Source organism: Azospirillum agricola, assembly GCF_020005195.1.
Lineage (GTDB): Bacteria > Pseudomonadota > Alphaproteobacteria > Azospirillales > Azospirillaceae > Azospirillum > Azospirillum agricola.
Map to the genome: position 1 here is coordinate 2863574 of NZ_JAIFZR010000005.1, position 18688 is coordinate 2882261.

Annotated in this window: 16 protein-coding genes and 1 other RNA gene; all 17 read left to right on the forward strand. The window is 70.4% G+C overall.

Annotated features, from left to right (window positions below; genetic code table 11):
* Positions 1 to 133: 133 nt before the first annotated feature.
* Positions 134 to 1279, forward strand: a complete 1146-nt coding sequence (locus JN22_RS28550) for a hypothetical protein (protein WP_223677927.1) — start codon at positions 134 to 136, stop codon at positions 1277 to 1279.
* Between the two features lie 105 nt (positions 1280 to 1384).
* Positions 1385 to 3208: an ATP-binding cassette domain-containing protein gene (locus tag JN22_RS28555; protein WP_085557095.1), complete on the forward strand. Its 1824-nt coding sequence runs from the start codon at positions 1385 to 1387 to the stop codon at positions 3206 to 3208.
* Positions 3205 to 4083 carry a DMT family transporter gene (locus JN22_RS28560; RefSeq protein ID WP_085557096.1) on the forward strand — a complete coding sequence of 293 codons (879 nt, stop codon included), beginning with the start codon at positions 3205 to 3207 and terminating at the stop codon, positions 4081 to 4083. Before JN22_RS28555 ends, JN22_RS28560 begins: the two co-directional genes overlap by 4 nt.
* Positions 4080 to 4769, forward strand: a complete 690-nt coding sequence (locus JN22_RS28565) for an N-acetylmuramoyl-L-alanine amidase (RefSeq protein ID WP_085557097.1) — start codon at positions 4080 to 4082, stop codon at positions 4767 to 4769. Before JN22_RS28560 ends, JN22_RS28565 begins: the two co-directional genes overlap by 4 nt.
* Before the next feature lie 67 nt (positions 4770 to 4836).
* Complete coding sequence (locus JN22_RS28570; RefSeq protein WP_085557098.1) at positions 4837 to 5415, forward strand: Uma2 family endonuclease; 579 nt, start codon at positions 4837 to 4839, stop codon at positions 5413 to 5415.
* A gap of 49 nt (positions 5416 to 5464) precedes the next feature.
* An RNA gene (rnpB, locus tag JN22_RS28575) (RNase P RNA component class A) lies at positions 5465 to 5865 on the forward strand.
* A gap of 757 nt (positions 5866 to 6622) precedes the next feature.
* Positions 6623 to 7069 carry a division/cell wall cluster transcriptional repressor MraZ gene (locus JN22_RS28580; RefSeq protein WP_223677928.1) on the forward strand — a complete coding sequence of 149 codons (447 nt, stop codon included), beginning with the start codon at positions 6623 to 6625 and terminating at the stop codon, positions 7067 to 7069.
* On the forward strand, positions 7066 to 8040 hold the full coding sequence (rsmH, locus tag JN22_RS28585; RefSeq protein WP_085557100.1) for a 16S rRNA (cytosine(1402)-N(4))-methyltransferase RsmH: 975 nt from the start codon (positions 7066 to 7068) through the stop codon (positions 8038 to 8040). Before JN22_RS28580 ends, rsmH begins: the two co-directional genes overlap by 4 nt.
* Positions 8037 to 8819 carry a cell division protein FtsL gene (gene ftsL, locus JN22_RS28590; RefSeq protein WP_085557101.1) on the forward strand — a complete coding sequence of 261 codons (783 nt, stop codon included), beginning with the start codon at positions 8037 to 8039 and terminating at the stop codon, positions 8817 to 8819. Before rsmH ends, ftsL begins: the two co-directional genes overlap by 4 nt.
* Positions 8816 to 10630, forward strand: coding sequence for a peptidoglycan D,D-transpeptidase FtsI family protein (locus JN22_RS28595; RefSeq protein WP_085557102.1), 1815 nt, complete (start codon positions 8816 to 8818; stop codon positions 10628 to 10630). The genes ftsL and JN22_RS28595 overlap by 4 nt, the downstream gene beginning before the upstream one ends.
* Positions 10593 to 12071 carry a UDP-N-acetylmuramoyl-L-alanyl-D-glutamate--2,6-diaminopimelate ligase gene (locus JN22_RS28600; RefSeq protein ID WP_085557103.1) on the forward strand — a complete coding sequence of 493 codons (1479 nt, stop codon included), beginning with the start codon at positions 10593 to 10595 and terminating at the stop codon, positions 12069 to 12071. The genes JN22_RS28595 and JN22_RS28600 overlap by 38 nt, the downstream gene beginning before the upstream one ends.
* Positions 12068 to 13582 carry a UDP-N-acetylmuramoylalanyl-D-glutamyl-2,6-diaminopimelate--D-alanyl-D-alanine ligase gene (locus tag JN22_RS28605; RefSeq protein WP_085557104.1) on the forward strand — a complete coding sequence of 505 codons (1515 nt, stop codon included), beginning with the start codon at positions 12068 to 12070 and terminating at the stop codon, positions 13580 to 13582. Before JN22_RS28600 ends, JN22_RS28605 begins: the two co-directional genes overlap by 4 nt.
* Before the next feature lie 9 nt (positions 13583 to 13591).
* A complete protein-coding gene (gene mraY, locus JN22_RS28610; protein ID WP_085557105.1) occupies positions 13592 to 14677 on the forward strand; it encodes a phospho-N-acetylmuramoyl-pentapeptide-transferase in 1086 nt (361 codons plus the stop codon).
* 15 nt (positions 14678 to 14692) lie between these two features.
* The gene (gene murD / locus JN22_RS28615) at positions 14693 to 16114 is read left to right on the forward strand and encodes a UDP-N-acetylmuramoyl-L-alanine--D-glutamate ligase (protein WP_085557106.1); all 1422 of its coding nucleotides are present in this window, start codon (positions 14693 to 14695) and stop codon (positions 16112 to 16114) included.
* On the forward strand, positions 16111 to 17232 hold the full coding sequence (locus JN22_RS28620; RefSeq protein WP_085557107.1) for an FtsW/RodA/SpoVE family cell cycle protein: 1122 nt from the start codon (positions 16111 to 16113) through the stop codon (positions 17230 to 17232). Before murD ends, JN22_RS28620 begins: the two co-directional genes overlap by 4 nt.
* 11 nt (positions 17233 to 17243) lie before the next feature.
* Positions 17244 to 18434 carry an undecaprenyldiphospho-muramoylpentapeptide beta-N-acetylglucosaminyltransferase gene (murG, locus tag JN22_RS28625; RefSeq protein WP_223677929.1) on the forward strand — a complete coding sequence of 397 codons (1191 nt, stop codon included), beginning with the start codon at positions 17244 to 17246 and terminating at the stop codon, positions 18432 to 18434.
* Entirely contained in the window at positions 18431 to 18682 is a 252-nt protein-coding gene (locus JN22_RS28630; RefSeq protein ID WP_085557109.1) for a hypothetical protein, read from the forward strand. Before murG ends, JN22_RS28630 begins: the two co-directional genes overlap by 4 nt.
* Positions 18683 to 18688 lie beyond the last annotated feature (6 nt).

An 18688-nucleotide genomic window follows, 5' to 3' on the forward strand; every position in this document is an offset into this window, starting at 1 on the left:
TGTTTTTCCTATCCGGTTTTTCCATTTCCGCCCTATTCTCCCCCGGACGCCGGCCCCGCACTGCCCCTCGCCCGCGGGGCAGGGTTGGGAAACGCGCTCCCGCCGACCGCCGTCCCGAGGGGAACCGACGAGCATGCCGCGCCCGACCATCGCCCTGTGCCTGGGCGTCACCATGGCCCTCGCCCTGCCCTCCGGCGCCAAGGCGCAGGCGGCACCCGGCGGCCCCGTCATCCTCGGTCAGCCGATCACCCTCAACCTCGGAGCCCCCGCCGCCGGCGCCGATTGCCCGGCCGCCGCCGCCGGGCTGAACGCGCAGGGGCTGCTCCTGGTCGCCAACGGCCAGACCATTCCCGGCGCCCACGCCAGCTTCGGCTGCTCGGCCAAGGGCGAGGTCGTCGGCACCGCCTCCACCTCCATCGCCGGCAACAGCGCCGAGGCGGTGGAGCGCCGGGCGGCGTGGCAGAACGCCTTCGACGGCTTCTTCTCGCTGGCCCGCGCCAAATCCCTGCCGGTCGCCTTCGGGCCGGCCGGCGGCGGCGTCGCCACACCGCCCAAGCTCGTCACCATCCAGGGGGCGAGCGACCGCGACCTGACGCTCGCGGCCGTCTGCTTCGCCCTGATCGGCCTGCTCTTCCTGCTGGCCTTCCTCCGCCATTTCGGCCGCGACGCCATCAACGGCTTCCCCGACGTGCCGAAGCCCGCCGGCTATGTGCCGCCCTACAGCCTGTCGCGCTTCCAGCTCCTGTGGTGGAGCGGCATCGTCACCGCCTCCTACGCGGCGCTCATCGCCGTCATCGGGTCGATGGACACCGTCAGCACCGGCACCATGGCTCTGATGGGAATCGTCGGCGGCACCTCGGTGCTCGCGGTGTTCCAGGACAACCGGCCGAGCGGCGACGACGACCACCGCCAGCAGCACCGCGCCGCCTACCTCGCCGCCGCCCAGGCCGACCCGCCCGACAGGGCGCGAATGGCCGCCGCCGTCGCCGCGATCTACCCACTCTCCGAGGGGGTGCTCACCGACCTGCTGACCGACGTCCACGGCTACAACATCCACCGGCTGCAACTGCTGGCCTGGACCGTCGTGCTGGGCGCCGCCTTCCTCTACGAGGCCACCCGCACGCTCGGCATGCCGGAGCTGTCGGCCAACCTGCTGGCCCTGACCGGCATCAGCAACGGCACCTATTTCGGCTTCAAGATGCAGGAGCAGCAGGTGGAGCCACCGGCGCAACCGCTTCCCCCTTCTCCGGCCGTCCCGGTGCCGGTGCCGGCCGGCTGACGCGCAACCCGGCCCCGGCGTTTTTAACCATCGCCGGATGGCGGACGGGCGCGGTATAACCCCCGCGTCCTTCCTCACTTCCGCTTTCCGGCGCACGAACGGTCCATGGCTCCTCCCGCACCCATCACGGCGCTCCAGGGCGTCTCCGTCACCTTCGGCGGGCGTCCGCTGTTCGAGACCATCGACATGGCCATCGGCCGGGGCGACCGCGCCTGTCTGGTCGGCCGCAACGGCTCGGGCAAATCGACCCTGATGAAGGTGCTGGCCGGGCTGATCCAGCCGGACGACGGCGTGGTCTTCGTCCAGCCCGGCTCGCGCATCGCCTATCTGCCGCAGGAGCCCGACTATCGCGGCTGCGCCACCGTCCAGGATTACGTCGTCCAGGGGCTGCCCGCCGACGAGCAGGACGAGGCGCACCGGGTGGACGCCGTGCTCGACCGCCTCCAGGTCGCCGGCCACCGCGACCCGCTCAGCCTGTCGGGCGGCGAGTCGCGCCGCACCGCGCTGGCCCGCACGCTGGTTGGCAACCCCGACGTCATGCTGCTCGACGAGCCGACCAACCACCTCGACCTCCCCACCATCGAGTGGCTTGAGGATGAGCTGCTGTCCTTCCGCGGCGGGCTGCTGCTGATCAGCCACGACCGCGCCTTCCTCAACCGGCTGGCCAAGCGGACGCTGTGGCTCGACCGTGGCACGGTGCGCGCCACCGAGCGCGGCTTCTCCGAGTTCGAGGCGTGGCAGGCCGAGGTCTTCGAGTCGGAGGAGGCCGCCGCCCACAAGCTCGACCGCAAGATCGAGGGCGAGATGAAGTGGCTGCGCGAGGGCATCTCCGCCCGGCGCACCCGCAACATGGGCCGCGTGCGCAACCTGATGGCGCTGCGCGGCGACCGCGCCGAACAGATCCGCGGCGGCCAGCAGGCCAAGCTCGCCATCGCCGAGGCCGAGCGCGGCGGCCGGCTGGTCATCGAGGCGACCGGCATCGCCAAGGGGTTCGACTCGGAGGAGGGGCGCAAGACCATCGTCAGCGGCTTCTCCACCCGCATCCTGCGCGGCGACCGGGTCGGACTGATCGGGCCGAACGGCGCCGGCAAATCGACCCTGCTGAAGATGCTGACCGGCCAACTGGAGCCCGACGAGGGCACGGTGAAGCTCGGCACCAACCTCGACACCGCCTATTTCGACCAGCGCCGCGAGGGGCTGGATCCGGAGGACACCATCCGCAAGGTGCTGTGCCCGTTCGGCGGCGACGCGGTGATGGTCAACGGCCAGTCGCGCCACGTCGCCGGCTACATCAAGGACTTCCTGTTCGACACCCGGCAGCTCGACAGCCCGGTCAAGGCGCTGTCGGGCGGGGAGCGCAACCGGCTGCTGCTGGCCCGTCTGTTCGCCAAGCCCAGCAACCTGATGATCCTCGACGAGCCGACCAACGACCTCGACATGGACACGCTGGACCTGCTGGAGGACGTGCTCGGCGACTACCAGGGCACGCTGCTGCTGGTCAGCCACGACCGCGACTTCCTCGACCGGCTGGTGACCAGCACCATCGCGCTGGAGGGCGACGGCACCGCCAGCGAGTACGCCGGCGGCTATTCCGACTATCTGGTGCAGCGCCCGGCCAAGGCGGCGCCGGCCGCCGTCGCGGCCAAGCCCAAGCCGGCCGCCGCCCCGGCCGCCGCCAAGCCGCGCGGCAAGCTGAGCTACAAGGACCAGCGCGAGCTGGACGACCTGCCGTCGCGCATGGACAAGCTGTCGGCCGAGATCGCCAAGCTGGAAACCGTCATCGGCGACCCCGACCTGTTCAGCCGCGACCCGGCGAAGTTCCAGAAGACCAGCGACCAGCTCCACGGCAAGCAGGCCGAGCTGGCGGCGGCCGAGGAGCGCTGGCTGGAGCTGGAGGCCCTGCGCGAGGAGCTGGAGGCCGGTCGGTGAGCTTCGCCCACGCGCTCCAGGCCCTGGCGGTGATGGCCCTGTGGGGGCTGAACTTCGTGGTGTCCAAATGGGCGCTGCTGGAGTTCCCGCCGCTGTTCGTGATGTTCATCCGCTTCGTCCTGGTCTCGGCGCTGATCGTTCCCTTCTTCCGCGTCCCGCGCGAGAAGCTGCTGCCGATCGCGGCGCTGTCGGTGACGCTGGGCAGCATCCATTTCCCGCTGATGTTCAACGGGCTGCGCGGCATCGACGCCGCCACCGCCTCGCTGGCGGTGCAGGCCCAGGTTCCCTTCTCGTCGCTGCTGGCGGCGCTGGTCTTCAAGGACAAGCTGGGCTGGCGGCGCGCCACCGGCATGATGGCCGCCTTCGCCGGCGTGCTGGTCATCGCCGGGGAGCCGCGGCTGGGCGACGCCCTGCCCTCGCTGCTGATGCTGCTGGCGGCCAGCCTCGCCTTCGCGGTGGCCAGCATCCAGATGAAGCTGATCGGCTCGGTGAACGGCTTCGCCGTCAACGGCTGGATGGCGTTGATGGCGGCGCCGCAGTTGCTGGCCCTGTCGCTGCTGTTCGAGCAGGGGCAGATGGAGTCGCTGGCGAACGCGACGTGGCTCGGCTGGGGGTCGATCGTCTACATGGCGGTGGCTGTGACCATCGTCGCCTATGGGCTGTGGTACCCGCTGCTCGGCCGCTACGACGTCAACCAGACCATGCCCTATCTGCTGACCGTGCCGGTGTTCGGCGTGGCGTCCGGCGTGCTGCTGATGGGCGACCCGGTGACGCTGAACCTCGCGCTGGGCGGCCTGCTGACCATCGGCGGCGTCGCGGTGATCGTGAAGCGCCGTCCGCGCACGGTCAGCGAGACGGTGACGAACCCGACATGACGCCGTCTCGGATCGAGCGCCCCTCCCCCAACCACGGCCCCCGGCCGGAGGGCGCGCGGGTCGAGCTGCTGATCCTCCACTACACCGGCATGCCGACCGCCCGCCACGCGCTCGACCGGCTGTGCGACCCGACCTCCCAGGTCAGCGCCCATTACACGGTGGACGAGGACGGCACGGTCTACGCCCATGTCCCCGAGGATCGCCGCGCGTGGCACGCCGGGGTGTCGCGCTGGCGGGGACTGGGCGACGTGAACGGCCGCTCGGTCGGCGTCGAGATCGTCAACCCCGGCCACGAGTTCGGCTACCGCCCCTTCCCGACCGTTCAGATGACGGCGGTGGCGGCGCTGTGCCGAGGCATCGTGGCCCGCCACGGGATCGCCGCCGCCGACGTGCTGGGACACAGCGACGTCGCCCCGGCGCGCAAGGAGGATCCGGGCGAGCTGTTCGACTGGCCCGGCCTCGCCGCCCAAGGCGTCGGGCTGTGGCCCACGCCGTCCCCGGCGGACGATGCCCAGGCCAATGCCGGAGAGGTGAACGCCTTGCTGGGGCGCTATGGGTACGACCCGGCCGAGCCGCGGGCGCTGCTCTCCTTCCAGCGCCATTTCCACCCGGACGGCATGACCGGCAGCGCGGACCGCGAGACTGTGCGACGGCTGCGGGCGCTGCTGCGGCTGACGGGGCGCTGATCCACCCTCGCCCCTCGCCGGCCCACGGTCTATATTGAGGGAACCGGAACGCCAGCGGGAGAGCGGCATGTCGGAAGCCTTCAAGCGCATGACCCTGGACGAGTTCCTCGTCTGGAGCGACGGAACCGACACGCGCTACGAACTGATCGACGGCGTTCCGGTGGCGATGGCGCCCAGCCATGGCGCGCACCAGATTGTCGCGAGCAACATCGCGCGGCACTTCGGCAACGCCCTCGACAACCGCCCGCCCTGCCATGTCCGTTCCGAAGCCGGCATCCTCAAGCCGAACAGCTTCCGCGGCTACTTCCAGGCCGATCTCGCCGTCACCTGCACACCGCACCGGCATGGCCAGTATGACACGCCGAACCCGCTGGTGATCGTCGAGGTGCTGTCGCGCTCGACCGAGGAGCACGACCGCCGGGTCAAGCTGCCGGTCTACCGCTCGATTCCGTCCGTGCGGGAGATCCTGCTGGTCCACAGCGACACCCTGTTCGTCGAGCTGCACCGCCGGCTCGACGACAGCCGCTGGCAGTGCGACCTGCTGGTCGAGCCCGAGGCGGTGCTGCGGCTGGAGAGCATTCCCGTGGAGATTCCGCTGACGGCGCTCTACGCAAACGTCGATCTCGGCCACGATCCGCAGGGGTGAGGCGATTTGGGGTTTGCCCCCACCGGAACAACTCTATAGAACGGCCTCGCCAGATGGCCGGATGGCCGCCTTCGGTGAAAGCCGGGGGAGGAAAGTCCGGGCTCCACGGAAACACGGTGCCGGTTAACGGCCGGCGGGGGCGACCCTAGGGACAGTGCCACAGAGAGCAGACCGCCGATGTTTCGACATCGGTAAGGGTGAAAGGGTGCGGTAAGAGCGCACCGCGTTCCTGGCAACAGGAACGGCACGGTAAACCCCACCGGGAGCAAGACCGAATAGGAGCGGCCCGGCCACCCGTCCAACCGGACGGCATGGAGGCCAAGCGCGTTTCCGCGCCGTCGCTCGGGTTGGTCGCGCGAGGCGTCGGGCAACCGGCGTCCCAGACGAATGGCCATCGCCCGGACCCTCGGGTCCGGGACACAGAACCCGGCTTACAGGCCATCTGGCGCTTTCCACACACAAGACCTTCCGCGAGGACTCCGCCCCGCCCACGGCGGCCACCCCATGGCCTCCAATGGGATGGCGCGGGGGACCGCGTGCCCCTGGGATGACGTGGGTCATAGGTCCCCAGGGAGCGCATCCTTCTGGGACGGCATGGGCGGGCGCGGGGCATAGCGACGCACCCCCGCCTCTCCACCCCTCTCATCCCCAACCCATCCCCAGCCTTTCCGCCCTTTCGTTCACCTTTTCCCCAGAACGATCCACAGGCGGTGGATAACTGTGGGGCCATTTCCCATGCCATCCCATGACTAACCCCGAATCCAGACCCGAAGGAATACCCCATTCGGCGAGGTCGATTCGCGCTGTGGAAATGTTATGACTCCGACGAATTCGCACAAATGCCTGGAACAATCGCCGAACCGCTGTGGATAACGTTATCCACATCCGTCGAAACCGCCGGAATACTGCGGAGACTCGGAGATTCGGTTTGCATATTTGCTTCAAAGCCACAGGTGCGCCCAAAAGTCTTGACACCCCGAATTGAATACTAGGGGGGCCGTTGACGCCCATAGCGTCCCATGCTATCCCAAGAATGCCCATTTAAGGGGGGCTCATACCCATCCTGGTTAACACCGGCGAGGGGAAGGGCCATGGGCAAGGCGGGGCTGGCGCGGAAGAATCCGCGCGGGGGGATAGCGGGGGGACCACCGGGCCAATGGCCGTTTTCCTGTCCACATACGTCAACAAAGTTGACAGGAAAGGGCGCGTGTCCATCCCGGCACAGTTCAGGCAGTCGCTTGCCAAGACGACGGCGCCGAACATTGTGTATCTCTGGCCCTCCCTCAACCATCAAGCCCTGGAGGGAGCCGACCAGGACTATCTCGACGTCCTGTCCGACAGCCTCGAATCCCCCGATCTCGACGCCGACGAACGCGACATGATTGAGACCTTCATCTTCGGCAAGCTCGTTCCCGTCTCCCTCGACGCCGAAGGCCGCATCGTCCTGCCCAAGGAGCTGGCGGAATTCGCCGGCATCGGCGAGGAGGCGTCCTTCATCGGCCGCCGCAAGACCTTCCAGCTCTGGGAGCCCGAGGCGCTGAAGGCCCACGAGGCCGCGCTCCGCGAACAGGTCGTGCGCAAGGACATCTCGTTGAGCCAGATCGTCGCCAAGGCCTCGCGCGGCGCCGCCGGCCGGGCCGGAGGTGACGCATGACCGCCTCCCCCATCCACATCCCCGTCCTTCTCCACGAGGTCGTCGAGTCGCTCTCCCCGCGCGACGGCGGCGTCTATGTGGACGGCACCTTCGGGGCCGGCGGTTACAGCCGCGCCCTGCTGGAGGCGGCCGACTGCCGCGTCTGGGGCATCGACCGCGACCCCGCCGCGATCGAGCGCGGGCGCGTCCTGGCCCGGCAGTTCCCCGGCCGGCTGGAGATCGTCGAGGGCTGCTTCGGCGACATGGAGTCGCTGCTGGCCGAGCGCAGCGTGACCCGCGTCGACGGCGTGGCGCTCGACGTCGGCGTCTCCTCCCCGCAGATCGACGAGCCGGAGCGCGGCTTCTCCTTCCGCTTCGACGGCCCGCTCGACATGCGCATGGGACGCGACGGCCCGACCGCCGCCGACGTCGTCAACCACGCCGGCGAATCGGAGCTGGCCGACATCCTCTACCATCTGGGCGAGGAGCGCCGGGCCTATCAGGTCGCCCGCGCCATCGTCGCCGCCCGCCAGACCGCGCCGATCACCCGCACCCGGCAGCTCGCCGAGCTGATCCGGTCGGTGGTGCCGAAGGGGAAGGGCGACGCCATCGACCCGGCGACCCGCAGCTTCCAGGCGCTGCGCATCCATGTGAACGACGAGCTGGGCGAACTCCGGCGCGGCCTCGCCGCCGCCGAGTCGCTGCTCGGCCCCGGCGGCCGGCTGGCCGTCGTCTCCTTCCATTCGCTGGAGGACCGCGAGGTCAAGACGTTCCTGAAGGACCGTTCCTCGCCCCCGCCCTCCCCGTCCCGCCACACGCCCGCGGCCCCGGTCGCGGCGCGCTCCCCATCCTTCCGCCTGCTGTCGCGCAAGCCCGTGGCGGCCAGCGACACGGAAGCCCGAGACAATCCCCGCGCCCGGTCCGCCCGGCTGCGCGCGGCCGAACGCACCGAGGCCCCGGCTTTCCCGGCGCCCGGCAAGGAGGCGGCATGAAAGGCAAGACCTGGCTGTTCTGGGGCGGTCTGATCGCCGCCGCCGGAGGCGTGCTGTTCCAGACCAGCTACGACGTGCAGGATCTGGAGGAGAAGCTCGCCGGGCTGAACCGCCGAATCGTGACCGAGCAGGAATCCATCCAGGTCCTCAAGGCCGAGTGGAGCTACCTGAACGATCCGACCAAGCTGGAGGAGATGGCCCGCGCCCACCTCGCCCTGCAACCGGTCGAGGCACGGCAGTTCCTGGCGCTCGACGTGATTCCGATGCGCCCCGCCCCGGCGCCCGACGCGCCGGTCCAGCCGCTTCCCGGCCGTGGCCTGACGCCCGCGCCGCTGCCGCCGATGGTCGCGGCCCCGGCGCCGCAGATCGCGTCCGCCCGCGTTCCGGCGCCGAAGACCCCGGCGCCGATCGAGCAGGCGCTCGAGAAGGCGCCGGTGGTCATCCCGGCCGCCCTGTCCTCCCCCAGGCCCGCCCCGGCGCCGGCCCGGACCGCGCCGATCAAACCGTCGACCCTGGTCCCGGCGTCGGCTCGCGCCCCGGCGCTGCCGCCGGCCTCGGCGCCGCTGCCCCCGGCCCAGCCCTCGGCGGCCCCCGGCAAGCTGGCGCCCAACCAGCCGCTGCCCTCGCTGAACCGTCCGACCGACGTCGCCTCCCGGCCGCTGCCGGCCCCGGCGCCGAAGGCGGCCGCTCCGGCTCGGGCCGCGGCGCCGCAGCCCTACACGCCCAAACCCACCGACAGCCTCGGCCTCCTCGTCGCCCGGCTGGGGGCCAACCAATGAGCTATCCGCCGCCGCCCTACGGCCACCCCCCGCAGGACGCCCCACCGCCGCCGGTCGCCAAGCCGCGGACGACGCTGGCGGTGGCGATGGAACAGAGCCGCTACCGGCTGCTGGTCACGGCGGCCGTGGTGACGACGGTGTTTTCCGCGATCAGCGTCAAGCTGGTCGCCGCGACCCTGTTCGTGCAGGCGGCCGAGCCGCGCCAGCACCACGCGCTGGAGCTGGACGGCACCACCACCAACCGGGCCGACATTCTCGACCGCAACGGCAACCTGCTGGCGACCTCGCTGGTCACCCAGTCGCTCTACGCCGACCCAAAGCTGGTCTCGCGGCCCGATGAGGCGGCCCGCAAGCTGGTTTCGGCCCTGCCCGAGCTGGACTACAAGGACGTCCTGACCAAGCTCAGCGGCGAGAAGCGATTCGTCTGGCTCAAGCGCAACCTGACGCCCAAGCAGCAGGCGGCGGTGCACCGGCTGGGCATCCCCGGCGTGTCGTTCGAACGGGAGGAGCGGCGCTTCTACCCGGCGGCCAACCTGACCTCGCACGTCGTCGGCTTCACCGGGGTCGACAACAACGGCCTCGCCGCGCTGGAACAATCCTTCAACAAGCGGCTGACCGAGGATCCGGGCACGCCGCTCCAGCTCTCCATCGACCTGCGGCTCCAGCATGTCCTGAAGAAGGAGCTGGCGGCGACGGTGCAGGAGTTCAGCGCCATCGGCGCCGCCGGCATCATCTTCGACGTCCGCTCGGGCGAGGTGATGGCGATGACCTCGCTGCCCGACTTCGATCCGCATGATCCGACCGGGCTCGATCCCGACACGCTGTTCAACCGGGCGACGCTCGGCGTGTACGAGATGGGTTCGACCTTCAAGATCTTCAACTCGGCGTTGGCGCTCGATTCCGGCAAGATCCGGGTGTCGGATTACTTCGACGCGATCCACCCGATCAAGATCGGCCGCTTCACCATCAACGAATATCATGGTCTTGGCCGCGCCCTGACGGTGGCGGAGGTGTTCCAGCATTCGTCCAACCTCGGCTCCGTCCGCATGGTGCAGCAGGTCGGCATCCCGGCGCAGAAGGCCTTCATGACCAAGATGGGCTTCACCAAGCCCACCGCGCTGGAGCTGCCGGAGAATGGCTGGCCGCTCGTGCCCAACCCGTGGCGCGAGGTCAACAGCATGACGATCTCCTTCGGGCACGGCATCTCGGTCAGCCCGATGCACACGGTCACGGCGGCGGCCTCGATCATCAACGGCGGCGTCATGCACCAGCCGACGCTCATCAAACGCGAGCCGGGCGCCCCGGTTCCCGGCGAACAGGTCGTTTCGCGCCAGACCTCCGAGATGATGCGCCGGATGTTCCGTTTCGTGGTGACGGAGGGCACCGGCAAGTCGGCCGGCGTGAAGGGCTACGTCGTCGGCGGCAAGACCGGCACGGCCGACAAGCAGAAGGGCCGGCACTACCAGAAGAACTCGCGCATGTCGTCCTTCCTCGGCGCCTTCCCGATGAACGACCCGCGCTACATCGTCTATGTGCTGGTCGACGAACCGAAGGCGACGGCGAAGACCTACGGCTACGCCACCGGCGGCTGGGTCGCCGCCCCGGCGGTCGGCCGCATCATCAAGCAGGTCGGCCCGCTGCTGAACGTCCCGACGCAGGACGAGAGTTCGCCCGAGATCCTGAACGCCACCTACCTGAACGCCGCCGGCTCCACCAACTGGTCGGCCCCGCCGCAGGCGCCCATGTCCGCAACTCCAGCCAAGGGAAGCACCGTTGCGTCTTTCCCAACTCCTGCCAAGTCGCAGCGCTGACCTCATCGCCGGCCGGCCCGACCCGGACGTGACCGGGCTGACCGCGGACAGCCGCGCGGTCAGGCCCGGTTTCGTCTTTGCGGCCCTGGCCGGCGCCAAGGCCGACGGGCGCGCCTTCATCGCCGACGCGCTGGCCAGGGGCGCCGTCGCCGTGCTGGCGGCCGAGGGCACGGAGCTGCCGGCCGGCTCCGGCGCCGTGCTGCTGACCGATGCGCAGCCCCGCCTCGCCTTCGCCCGGATGGCGGCCGCCTTCCATGGCGGCCAGCCCGAGACGGTGGTCGCCGTCACCGGCACCAACGGCAAGACCTCCACCGTCCAGTTCGCCGCGCAGATCTGGGAGCGGATGGGCGAGACGGCGGCCACGCTCGGCACGCTGGGCCTGCTCGGCCCCGGCCTGGGCGGCTACGGCGCCATGACCACGCCCGACCCGGTGTCGCTGCACAAAAGCCTGCGGGCCGTCAAGGACGCCGGCATCGAGAATCTGGCGATGGAGGCGTCGAGCCACGGGCTCGACCAGTTCCGCCTGGACGGGGTGCGTCTCAAGGCGGCCGGCTTCACCAACCTGACGCGCGACCATCTCGACTACCACGGCACGATGGAGTCCTACCGCGACGCCAAGGCGATGCTGTTCGACCGCGTGCTGCCGCCCGGCGGCACCGCCGTGCTGAACGCCGACAGCTACGACTTCCCTCATTTCGCCGCGATTTGTACCCAGCGCGGCCACAGGGTCCTGTCCTATGGTCTGGCCGGCACCGAGTTGAAGGTCAACGGGGTGCAGCCGCTGGCCCATGGCCAGCGCCTCGCCCTGACCGTGCTGGGCAGCGACGTCGCCGTCGACCTGCCGCTGGCGGGGCGCTTCCAGGCCTGGAACGTGCTCTGCGCGCTGGGCCTGGTCATCGGCGCGGGCGCCGACGTGGAGCGGGCGGTCGCCACGCTGTCCCTGCTGGACGGCGTGCCGGGCCGTCTCCAGCACGTCGCCACCCACCCGAACGGGGCGGCGGTCTACGTCGATTTCGCCCACACGCCCGACGCGCTGGAGACGGTGCTGACGGCGCTGCGCTCGCACGCCGCCCGCCATCTGGTGACGGTGTTCGGCTGCGGCGGCGACCGCGACCGCGGCAAGCGTCCGGTGATGGGGGAACTGGCGGCCCGTCTGGCCGACCGCGCCATCGTCACCGACGACAACCCGCGCACCGAGGATCCGGCCTTCGTCCGGGGCGAGGTGCTGGCGGGCGCAACCGGTCCGCTGTCGGGGCGGCTGGAGGAGATCGGCGACCGCGCCGAGGCCATCCGGGCCGCGGTGCGCGGGCTCCAGCCCGGCGACGTCCTCGTGATCGCCGGCAAGGGGCACGAGCAGGGACAAACGATCGGCACCGAGGTCCGCCCCTTCGACGACGCGGAGGAGGCCCGGCAAGCCGTAGCGGAGGTTGGAGCAGCATGAGCGACGACACCACCCCCACCCGGCGGGTTCTGTGGACCGCCGGGGACGCCGCCGCCGCGACCGGAGGCCGGACCGCGCAGGGCTGGGCCGCCACCGGCGTGACCATCGACAGCCGCAAGGTCGCCCCCGGCGACCTGTTCGTCGCCATCCAGGGGCCGAACTTCGACGGCCATGCCTTCGTCGGTTCGGCGCTGGCGGCCGGCGCCGCCGCCGCCCTGGTCTCGCACGTGCCCGACGGGCTGCCCGCCGACGCCCCCCTGCTCCGGGTCGAGGGCGACACGCTGGACGCCATGGCCGCGCTCGGCGCCGCCGCCCGCGCCCGCTGCACCGACGCGCGGATGGTCGGCGTCACCGGCTCGGTCGGCAAGACCGGCACCAAGGAGACGCTGCGCCACGTCCTGTCGGCGCAAGGGCCGACCTACGCCACCGAGGGCAGCCTGAACAACCATTGGGGAGTGCCGCTGTCGCTGGCCCGCCTGCCCGCCGACAGCCGCTACGGCGTGTTCGAGCTGGGGATGAACCACGCCGGTGAACTCGGGCCGCTGTCGCGGCAGGTCAGGCCCGACGTCGCGGTCGTCACCACCATCGAGGCGGCGCATCTGGAGTTCTTCGCCTCGGTCGACGCCATCGCCGACGCCAAGGCCGAGATCTTCGAGGGGCTGAACCCAAACGGCGTCGCCGTGCTGAACCGCGACAACCCGCAGTACGGCCGGCTCGCCGCCGCCGCCCGCGCCCATGGGCTGACCCATGTCTGGGGCTTCGGCGGCCATGACGATTCCGAGGCGCGGCTGCTCGACGTCTCGCTGCACGCGACGTGCAGCGCGGTGACCGCGCTGATCCGCGGCGAGCGCATCCAATACTGCCTGTCGCTGCCCGGCAAGCATTGGGTGATGAACAGCCTCGCCGTGCTGCTGGCCGCCAAGGCGCTGGGCGCCGACGTCGCCACCGCGGCGCGCTCGCTCTCCACGTTGCAGCCGGTCAAGGGGCGCGGCACCCGCAAACGCATTCATCTGGCGCAGGGCGCCTTTACCCTGATCGACGAGAGCTACAACGCCAGCCCGGCCGCCATGCTGGCGACGCTGGAGGTGCTGGGCAAGCTCGACCCCGGCGCCGGTGGCCGCCGCATCGCCGTGCTGGGCGACATGCGCGAGCTGGGCGAGCGCGCCGACGCGCTGCACGCAGCACTCGCCGAACCGCTGCACGCCGCCCATGTCGACGCCGTCTACGCCTGCGGCCCGCACATGCGGGCGCTGTTCGACCGGCTGCCGGCCGCCATGCGCGGCGCCTGGACCGAGACCAGCGTCGAGCTGGCCCCCATCGTCACCGCCGCCGCCAAGGGCGGCGACGTGGTGATGGTCAAGGGCTCGCTGGGCAGCCGCACCGGCCTGATCGTCGAGGCGCTGGCCGCTCTTGAAAGCCGGGCCGACACCCGTCGCACCGACACCGCTTCCACCCCGACCACCACCACAACAACGGCACAGCCGCAGGCCGCCAACGGTCAGCGAGGCTGATGGGACCCGATGCTCTACAACCTTCTCTTCCCGCTGGCGGATGTCTTCACGCCGTTCAACCTGTTCCGGTACCTGACCTTCCGGACGGGCGGCGCGATGATCACCGCGCTGGTCATCAGCTTCATGTTCTTCCCCACCCTGATCGGCTGGCTGAAGAGGAAGCAGGGTGAGGGCCAGCCGATCCGCGCCGACGGGCCGGAGACCCATTTCAAGAAGAAGGGCACGCCCACCATGGGCGGCCTGATGATCCTGATCGCCATGACGGTCAGCACGCTGCTGTGGGCCGACCTGACCAACGCCTATCTGTGGATCGTGCTGATGGTGACCATCGGCTACGGCCTGATCGGCTTCGGCGACGATTACCTGAAGCTGACCAAGCGCAACACCAAGGGGCTGTCCGGCCGCTTCCGCCTGGGCTGGGAGGTCGCCATCGGGCTGACCGCCTCGGCCCTGATCATGTGGGTGTCGGCCCCGCCGCTGTCGGGCGGCGTCGCCGTTCCCTTCGTCAAGGATTTCCTGATCCAGCTCTCCTGGTTCTTCGTACCGTTCGGCGCCTTCATCATGGTCGGCGCTTCGAACTCGGTGAACCTGACCGACGGGCTGGACGGGCTCGCCATCGTGCCGACGATGATCGCGGCCGGCTGCTTCGGGTTGATCTCCTACCTGTCGGGCAACGCCATCTTCGCCAACTACCTGCAAATCCACCATGTTCCGGGTTCCGGCGAATTGGCCGTCTTTTGTGGCGCTCTTGTTGGTGCGGGATTGGGATTCCTCTGGTACAACGCCCCGCCCGCCATGGTTTTCATGGGAGATACGGGTTCCCTGTCGCTCGGCGGGGCTCTGGGTGCCGTCAGCGTGGTGACCAAGCACGAGATCGTGCTCGCCATCATCGGCGGTCTGTTCGTGTTGGAGACGGTTTCGGTCATCGTGCAGGTCGCGTCGTTCAAGCTCACGGGCAAGCGGGTCTTCCGCATGGCCCCGCTGCATCATCATTTCGAGAAGAAGGGCTGGGCCGAACCGACGGTGGTGATCCGCTTCTGGATCATCGCCTCGATCCTGGCGCTCGTCGGCCTCTCCACCTTGAAGCTGCGCTGAGGGGGGGAGCGGGCGATGATCGACCTTTTCTTCATGGATGGCCTGCCGGTCGCGGTGATGGGTCTCGGCAAGTCCGGCCTCGCCACCGCCAGGGCGCTCCGCGACAGCGGCGCCGACGTCCGGGTGTGGGACGACAACCCCGCCTCGCGCGCCGCCGCCGAGGCGAACGGCTTCCAAGTGGTCGATCTCGCCACCGCTGACCTGTCGAGCCTGACCACCATCGTCTGGTCGCCCGGCATCCCCCACACCTACCCGGCCCCGCACCCGGTCGCCGTGCGCGCCCGCGAGGCCGGCATCGAGCTGGTCTGCGACGTCGAGCTGCTCGGCCGGGCCGAGCGCGAGTCCGCCTTCATCGGCATCACCGGCACCAACGGCAAGTCGACCACAACGACGCTGGTCGGCCATGTCATGGCCGCCGCCGGGCGCCGGATCGCGGTCGGCGGCAACCTCGGCACGCCGGTGCTGACCTTCGACCCGCTGGGCGCCGACGGCACCCACATCCTGGAAATGTCGAGCTACCAGCTCGAACTCACCTTCTCCATCACCTTCGACGTCGCCGTCCTGCTGAACATCACGCCGGACCACCTCGCCCGCCACGGCGGGATGGAGGGCTACGTCGCGGCGAAGAGGATGATCTTCCACCGCCAGACCAAGCCGCGCACGGCGGTGATCGGCGTGGACGACGCGCTCTGCCGCAAGATTTACGAGGATCTCGCCGCCGTCGGCGACCAGCGCGTCTGGCCGGTCTCGGCGCAAGGCCCCATCGCGGGCGGCGTCTACGCCGCCGACGGCTGGCTGGTCGACGACACCGGCGCCGCCGCCGAAAAAATCGCCGAGCTGGCCCGCTTCCCGGCCCTGCTCGGCACCCACAACTGGCAGAACGCCGCCGCCGCCTTCGCCGCCTGCAAGGCCGCCGGGGTTCCGGCCGCGACCATCGTCGCGGCGATGGAAAGCTTCCCCGGCCTCGCCCACCGCCAGCAGCTCGTCGCCAGCGTCGAGGGCGTCCGCTTCGTCAACGACAGCAAGGCGACCAACGCCGACGCCACGGAAAAGGCGCTGGCCACCTTCGACCCGATCTACTGGATCCTCGGCGGCCAGGCCAAGGAGACCGGGCTGGACGGGCTGGAGGGCTACATGGGCCGCGTCCGCCACGCCTTCCTGATCGGCGAGGCGCAGGACGTCTTCGCCGACTGGCTCGGCGCGCGCGGCGTCGCCTTCACCAAGTGCGGGACGCTCGACATCGCCACCACCAAGGCCGCCGGCCTCGCGCTGGCCGAGGGGCTGGAAGGCGCCTGCGTGCTGCTGTCGCCGGCCTGCGCGTCGTGGGACCAGTTCGCCAATTTCGAAAAGCGGGGCGAGGCCTTCGCCGCCTACGCCGCCGCCATCGCCAAGGCCCGGCAACCGGCCCATCAACAGAGCGGGAGCGCGGACGAATGATCACCTTCGACCGCACCGACCAATCCATCTTCGGCCGCTGGTGGTGGACGGTGGACCGCTGGCAGCTCGGCGCCGTGGCGCTCCTGATGTTCCTCGGCACCGTGCTGATCACCGCGGCCAGCCCGCCGGTGGCCGAGCGCATCGGCATCCAGGACACCTTCTACTTCGTCGAGCGGCATCTGATGATGCTGATCCCGACCATCGCCATCATGTGCGGCGTCTCGCTGCTCAGCCCGCGCGGGGTGCGCCGGGTGGCGCTCGGCGTCTTCCTGGTCGCCGTGGTGCTGGTCTACGCGACGCTGGTCGTCGGCGTCGAGATCAAGGGCGCGCGCCGCTGGATCCACATCCCCGGCCTGTCGATCCAGCCCTCGGAGTTCGTGAAGCCGGCCTTCGCGGTGGTCGCGGCCTGGCTGTTCTCGCTGTCGAAGACGTCGCCCGGCTTCCCCGGCGCGCTGGTGTCGATCGCGCTCTACGGGGCCACCATGGCCGGGCTGATCCTGCAACCCGACCTCGGCATGACCTTCGTGGTGTCGGCGGTGTGGTTCACCCAGTTCTTCCTGGCCGGGCTGAACATCATGCTGGTGATGGGGCTGGGCGGGCTCGGCGTCGTCGGGCTGGTCGGCGCCTACTACACGCTTCCCCACGTCACCAGCCGCATCAACCGCTTCCTCGATCCGGCGGCGGGCGACAATTATCAGGTCAACCGCTCGATGGAGGCCTTCGCCAACGGCGGCCTGCTCGGCACCGGACCGGGCCAGGGGACCGTCAAGTTCTCGCTGCCCGACAGCCACGCCGACTTCATCTTCGCCGTCGCCGGCGAGGAGATGGGACTGATCTTCTGTCTGGTGATGGTGGTGCTGTTCGCCTTCGTCGTGTTGCGCGGCTTCGCCCGCGTCTTCAACGACACCAACTATTTCGTCCTGCTGGCGACCGCCGGCCTGCTGATCCAGTTCGGGTTGCAGGCGGCGATCAACATGGGGTCCTCGCTGCACCTGATGCCGACCAAGGGCATGACGCTGCCCTTCATCTCCTACGGCGGTTCGTCGCTGCTGGCGCTCGGTTTCGGCATGGGCATGGTGCTGGCGCTGACGCGCAAGCGCTTCGGCCCGATGGAATGAGGGAGCCCGGCATGACGGACGCATCCAGAAAGGTCATCGTGCTGGCCGCCGGCGGCACCGGCGGGCACATGTTCCCGGCCGAGGCGCTGGCCCGCGAGCTGCTGGCGCGCGGCCGGGCCGTGGCTCTGGTCACCGACCGGCGCGGCCACGCCTTCGGCGACAGCCTGCCGGAGGTGCCGGTCCACCGCATCCGCGCCGCCTCCCCCGGCGGCGGCATCGCCGGCCGGCTGAAGGCCGCCCTCCAGATGGGGCTCGGCCTGCTGGAGGCGCGCGCGCTGCTGCGCCGGCTCCAGCCGGCGGCGGTGGTCGGCTTCGGCGGCTACCCGTCGGTCCCGACCGTCTACGCCGCCGCCCACGCGAAAATCCCGGCGCTGCTGCACGAGCAGAACGCCGTGCTCGGCCGCGCCAACCGCATGCTGATCGCCGGCGCCAGGCGGCTGGCCGTCGCCTTCACCACCGTCGCCCGCATCGACGAGGGCGACCGCGCCAAGGCCGTCCAGGTCATCCGGACGGGCAACCCGGTCCGCCCGGCCGTCGCCGCCCGCCGGACCTCGCCCTACGCGGCGCCGGCCGGCAACGGCCCGGTCAACCTGCTGGTGATGGGCGGCAGCCAGGGGGCGCGCGTCTTCTCCGAGATCATCCCCCAGGCGCTCGCCCGCCTGCCGGAAAGCCTGCGCGCCCGCATCCACCTGTCGCAGCAATGCCGGCCGGAGGATCTGGAGGAGGCGGGCGCCGCGCTGTCGGGTCTCGGTCTCGGCGGGCTGGAGTTGCAGAGCTTCTTCCGCGACGTGCCGGAGCGGCTGGCCGCCTGCCACCTCGCCGTCACCCGCGCCGGGGCATCCACCATCGCCGAGCTGACCTGCGTCGGCCGTCCGGCGATTCTGGTGCCCTACCCGCACGCCACCGACGACCACCAGACCGCCAACGCCCGCCAGCTCGCCGAGGCGGGTGCGGCGTGGCTCGTCCCCCAGCCGGACTTTACGGCGGAGACGCTGGCCGCCCGGCTGGGCGAGCTTCTGTCCTCCCCCGCCACGCTGGGGGCCGCCGCCGACGCCGCCCACCGCTGGGGCACCGCCGACGCCGCGTCGTCGCTGGCCGACGCGGTACTGGGGATGCTCGGTGCCGGTGCCGGCACGAACGGCGCCAACGGAAACCACCACGACCACAACGCCGATTCCATCGCCAAGGGGGCCGCGGAATGAACAAGGGGATGCGCCACCTGACGCGGCCGACGCCGCGCCCGCTGCGGGACTATCCGGCGGACATGACGCGGACCGAGGGGGGCTGGTTCAACCGGCCACACTGCCCGCTGATTCCGCGCGCCATCGTCGGCGAGGGCTTCCTGCGCGACCGCCTGCATGTCATTCATGGCTCCCAACCGCTGCCGCCGGACCTGACCGACGGGGCGGTGGACGCCACCCTTCGCCTGATGCTTCGCCGCGGAAAGTAAAGTTCA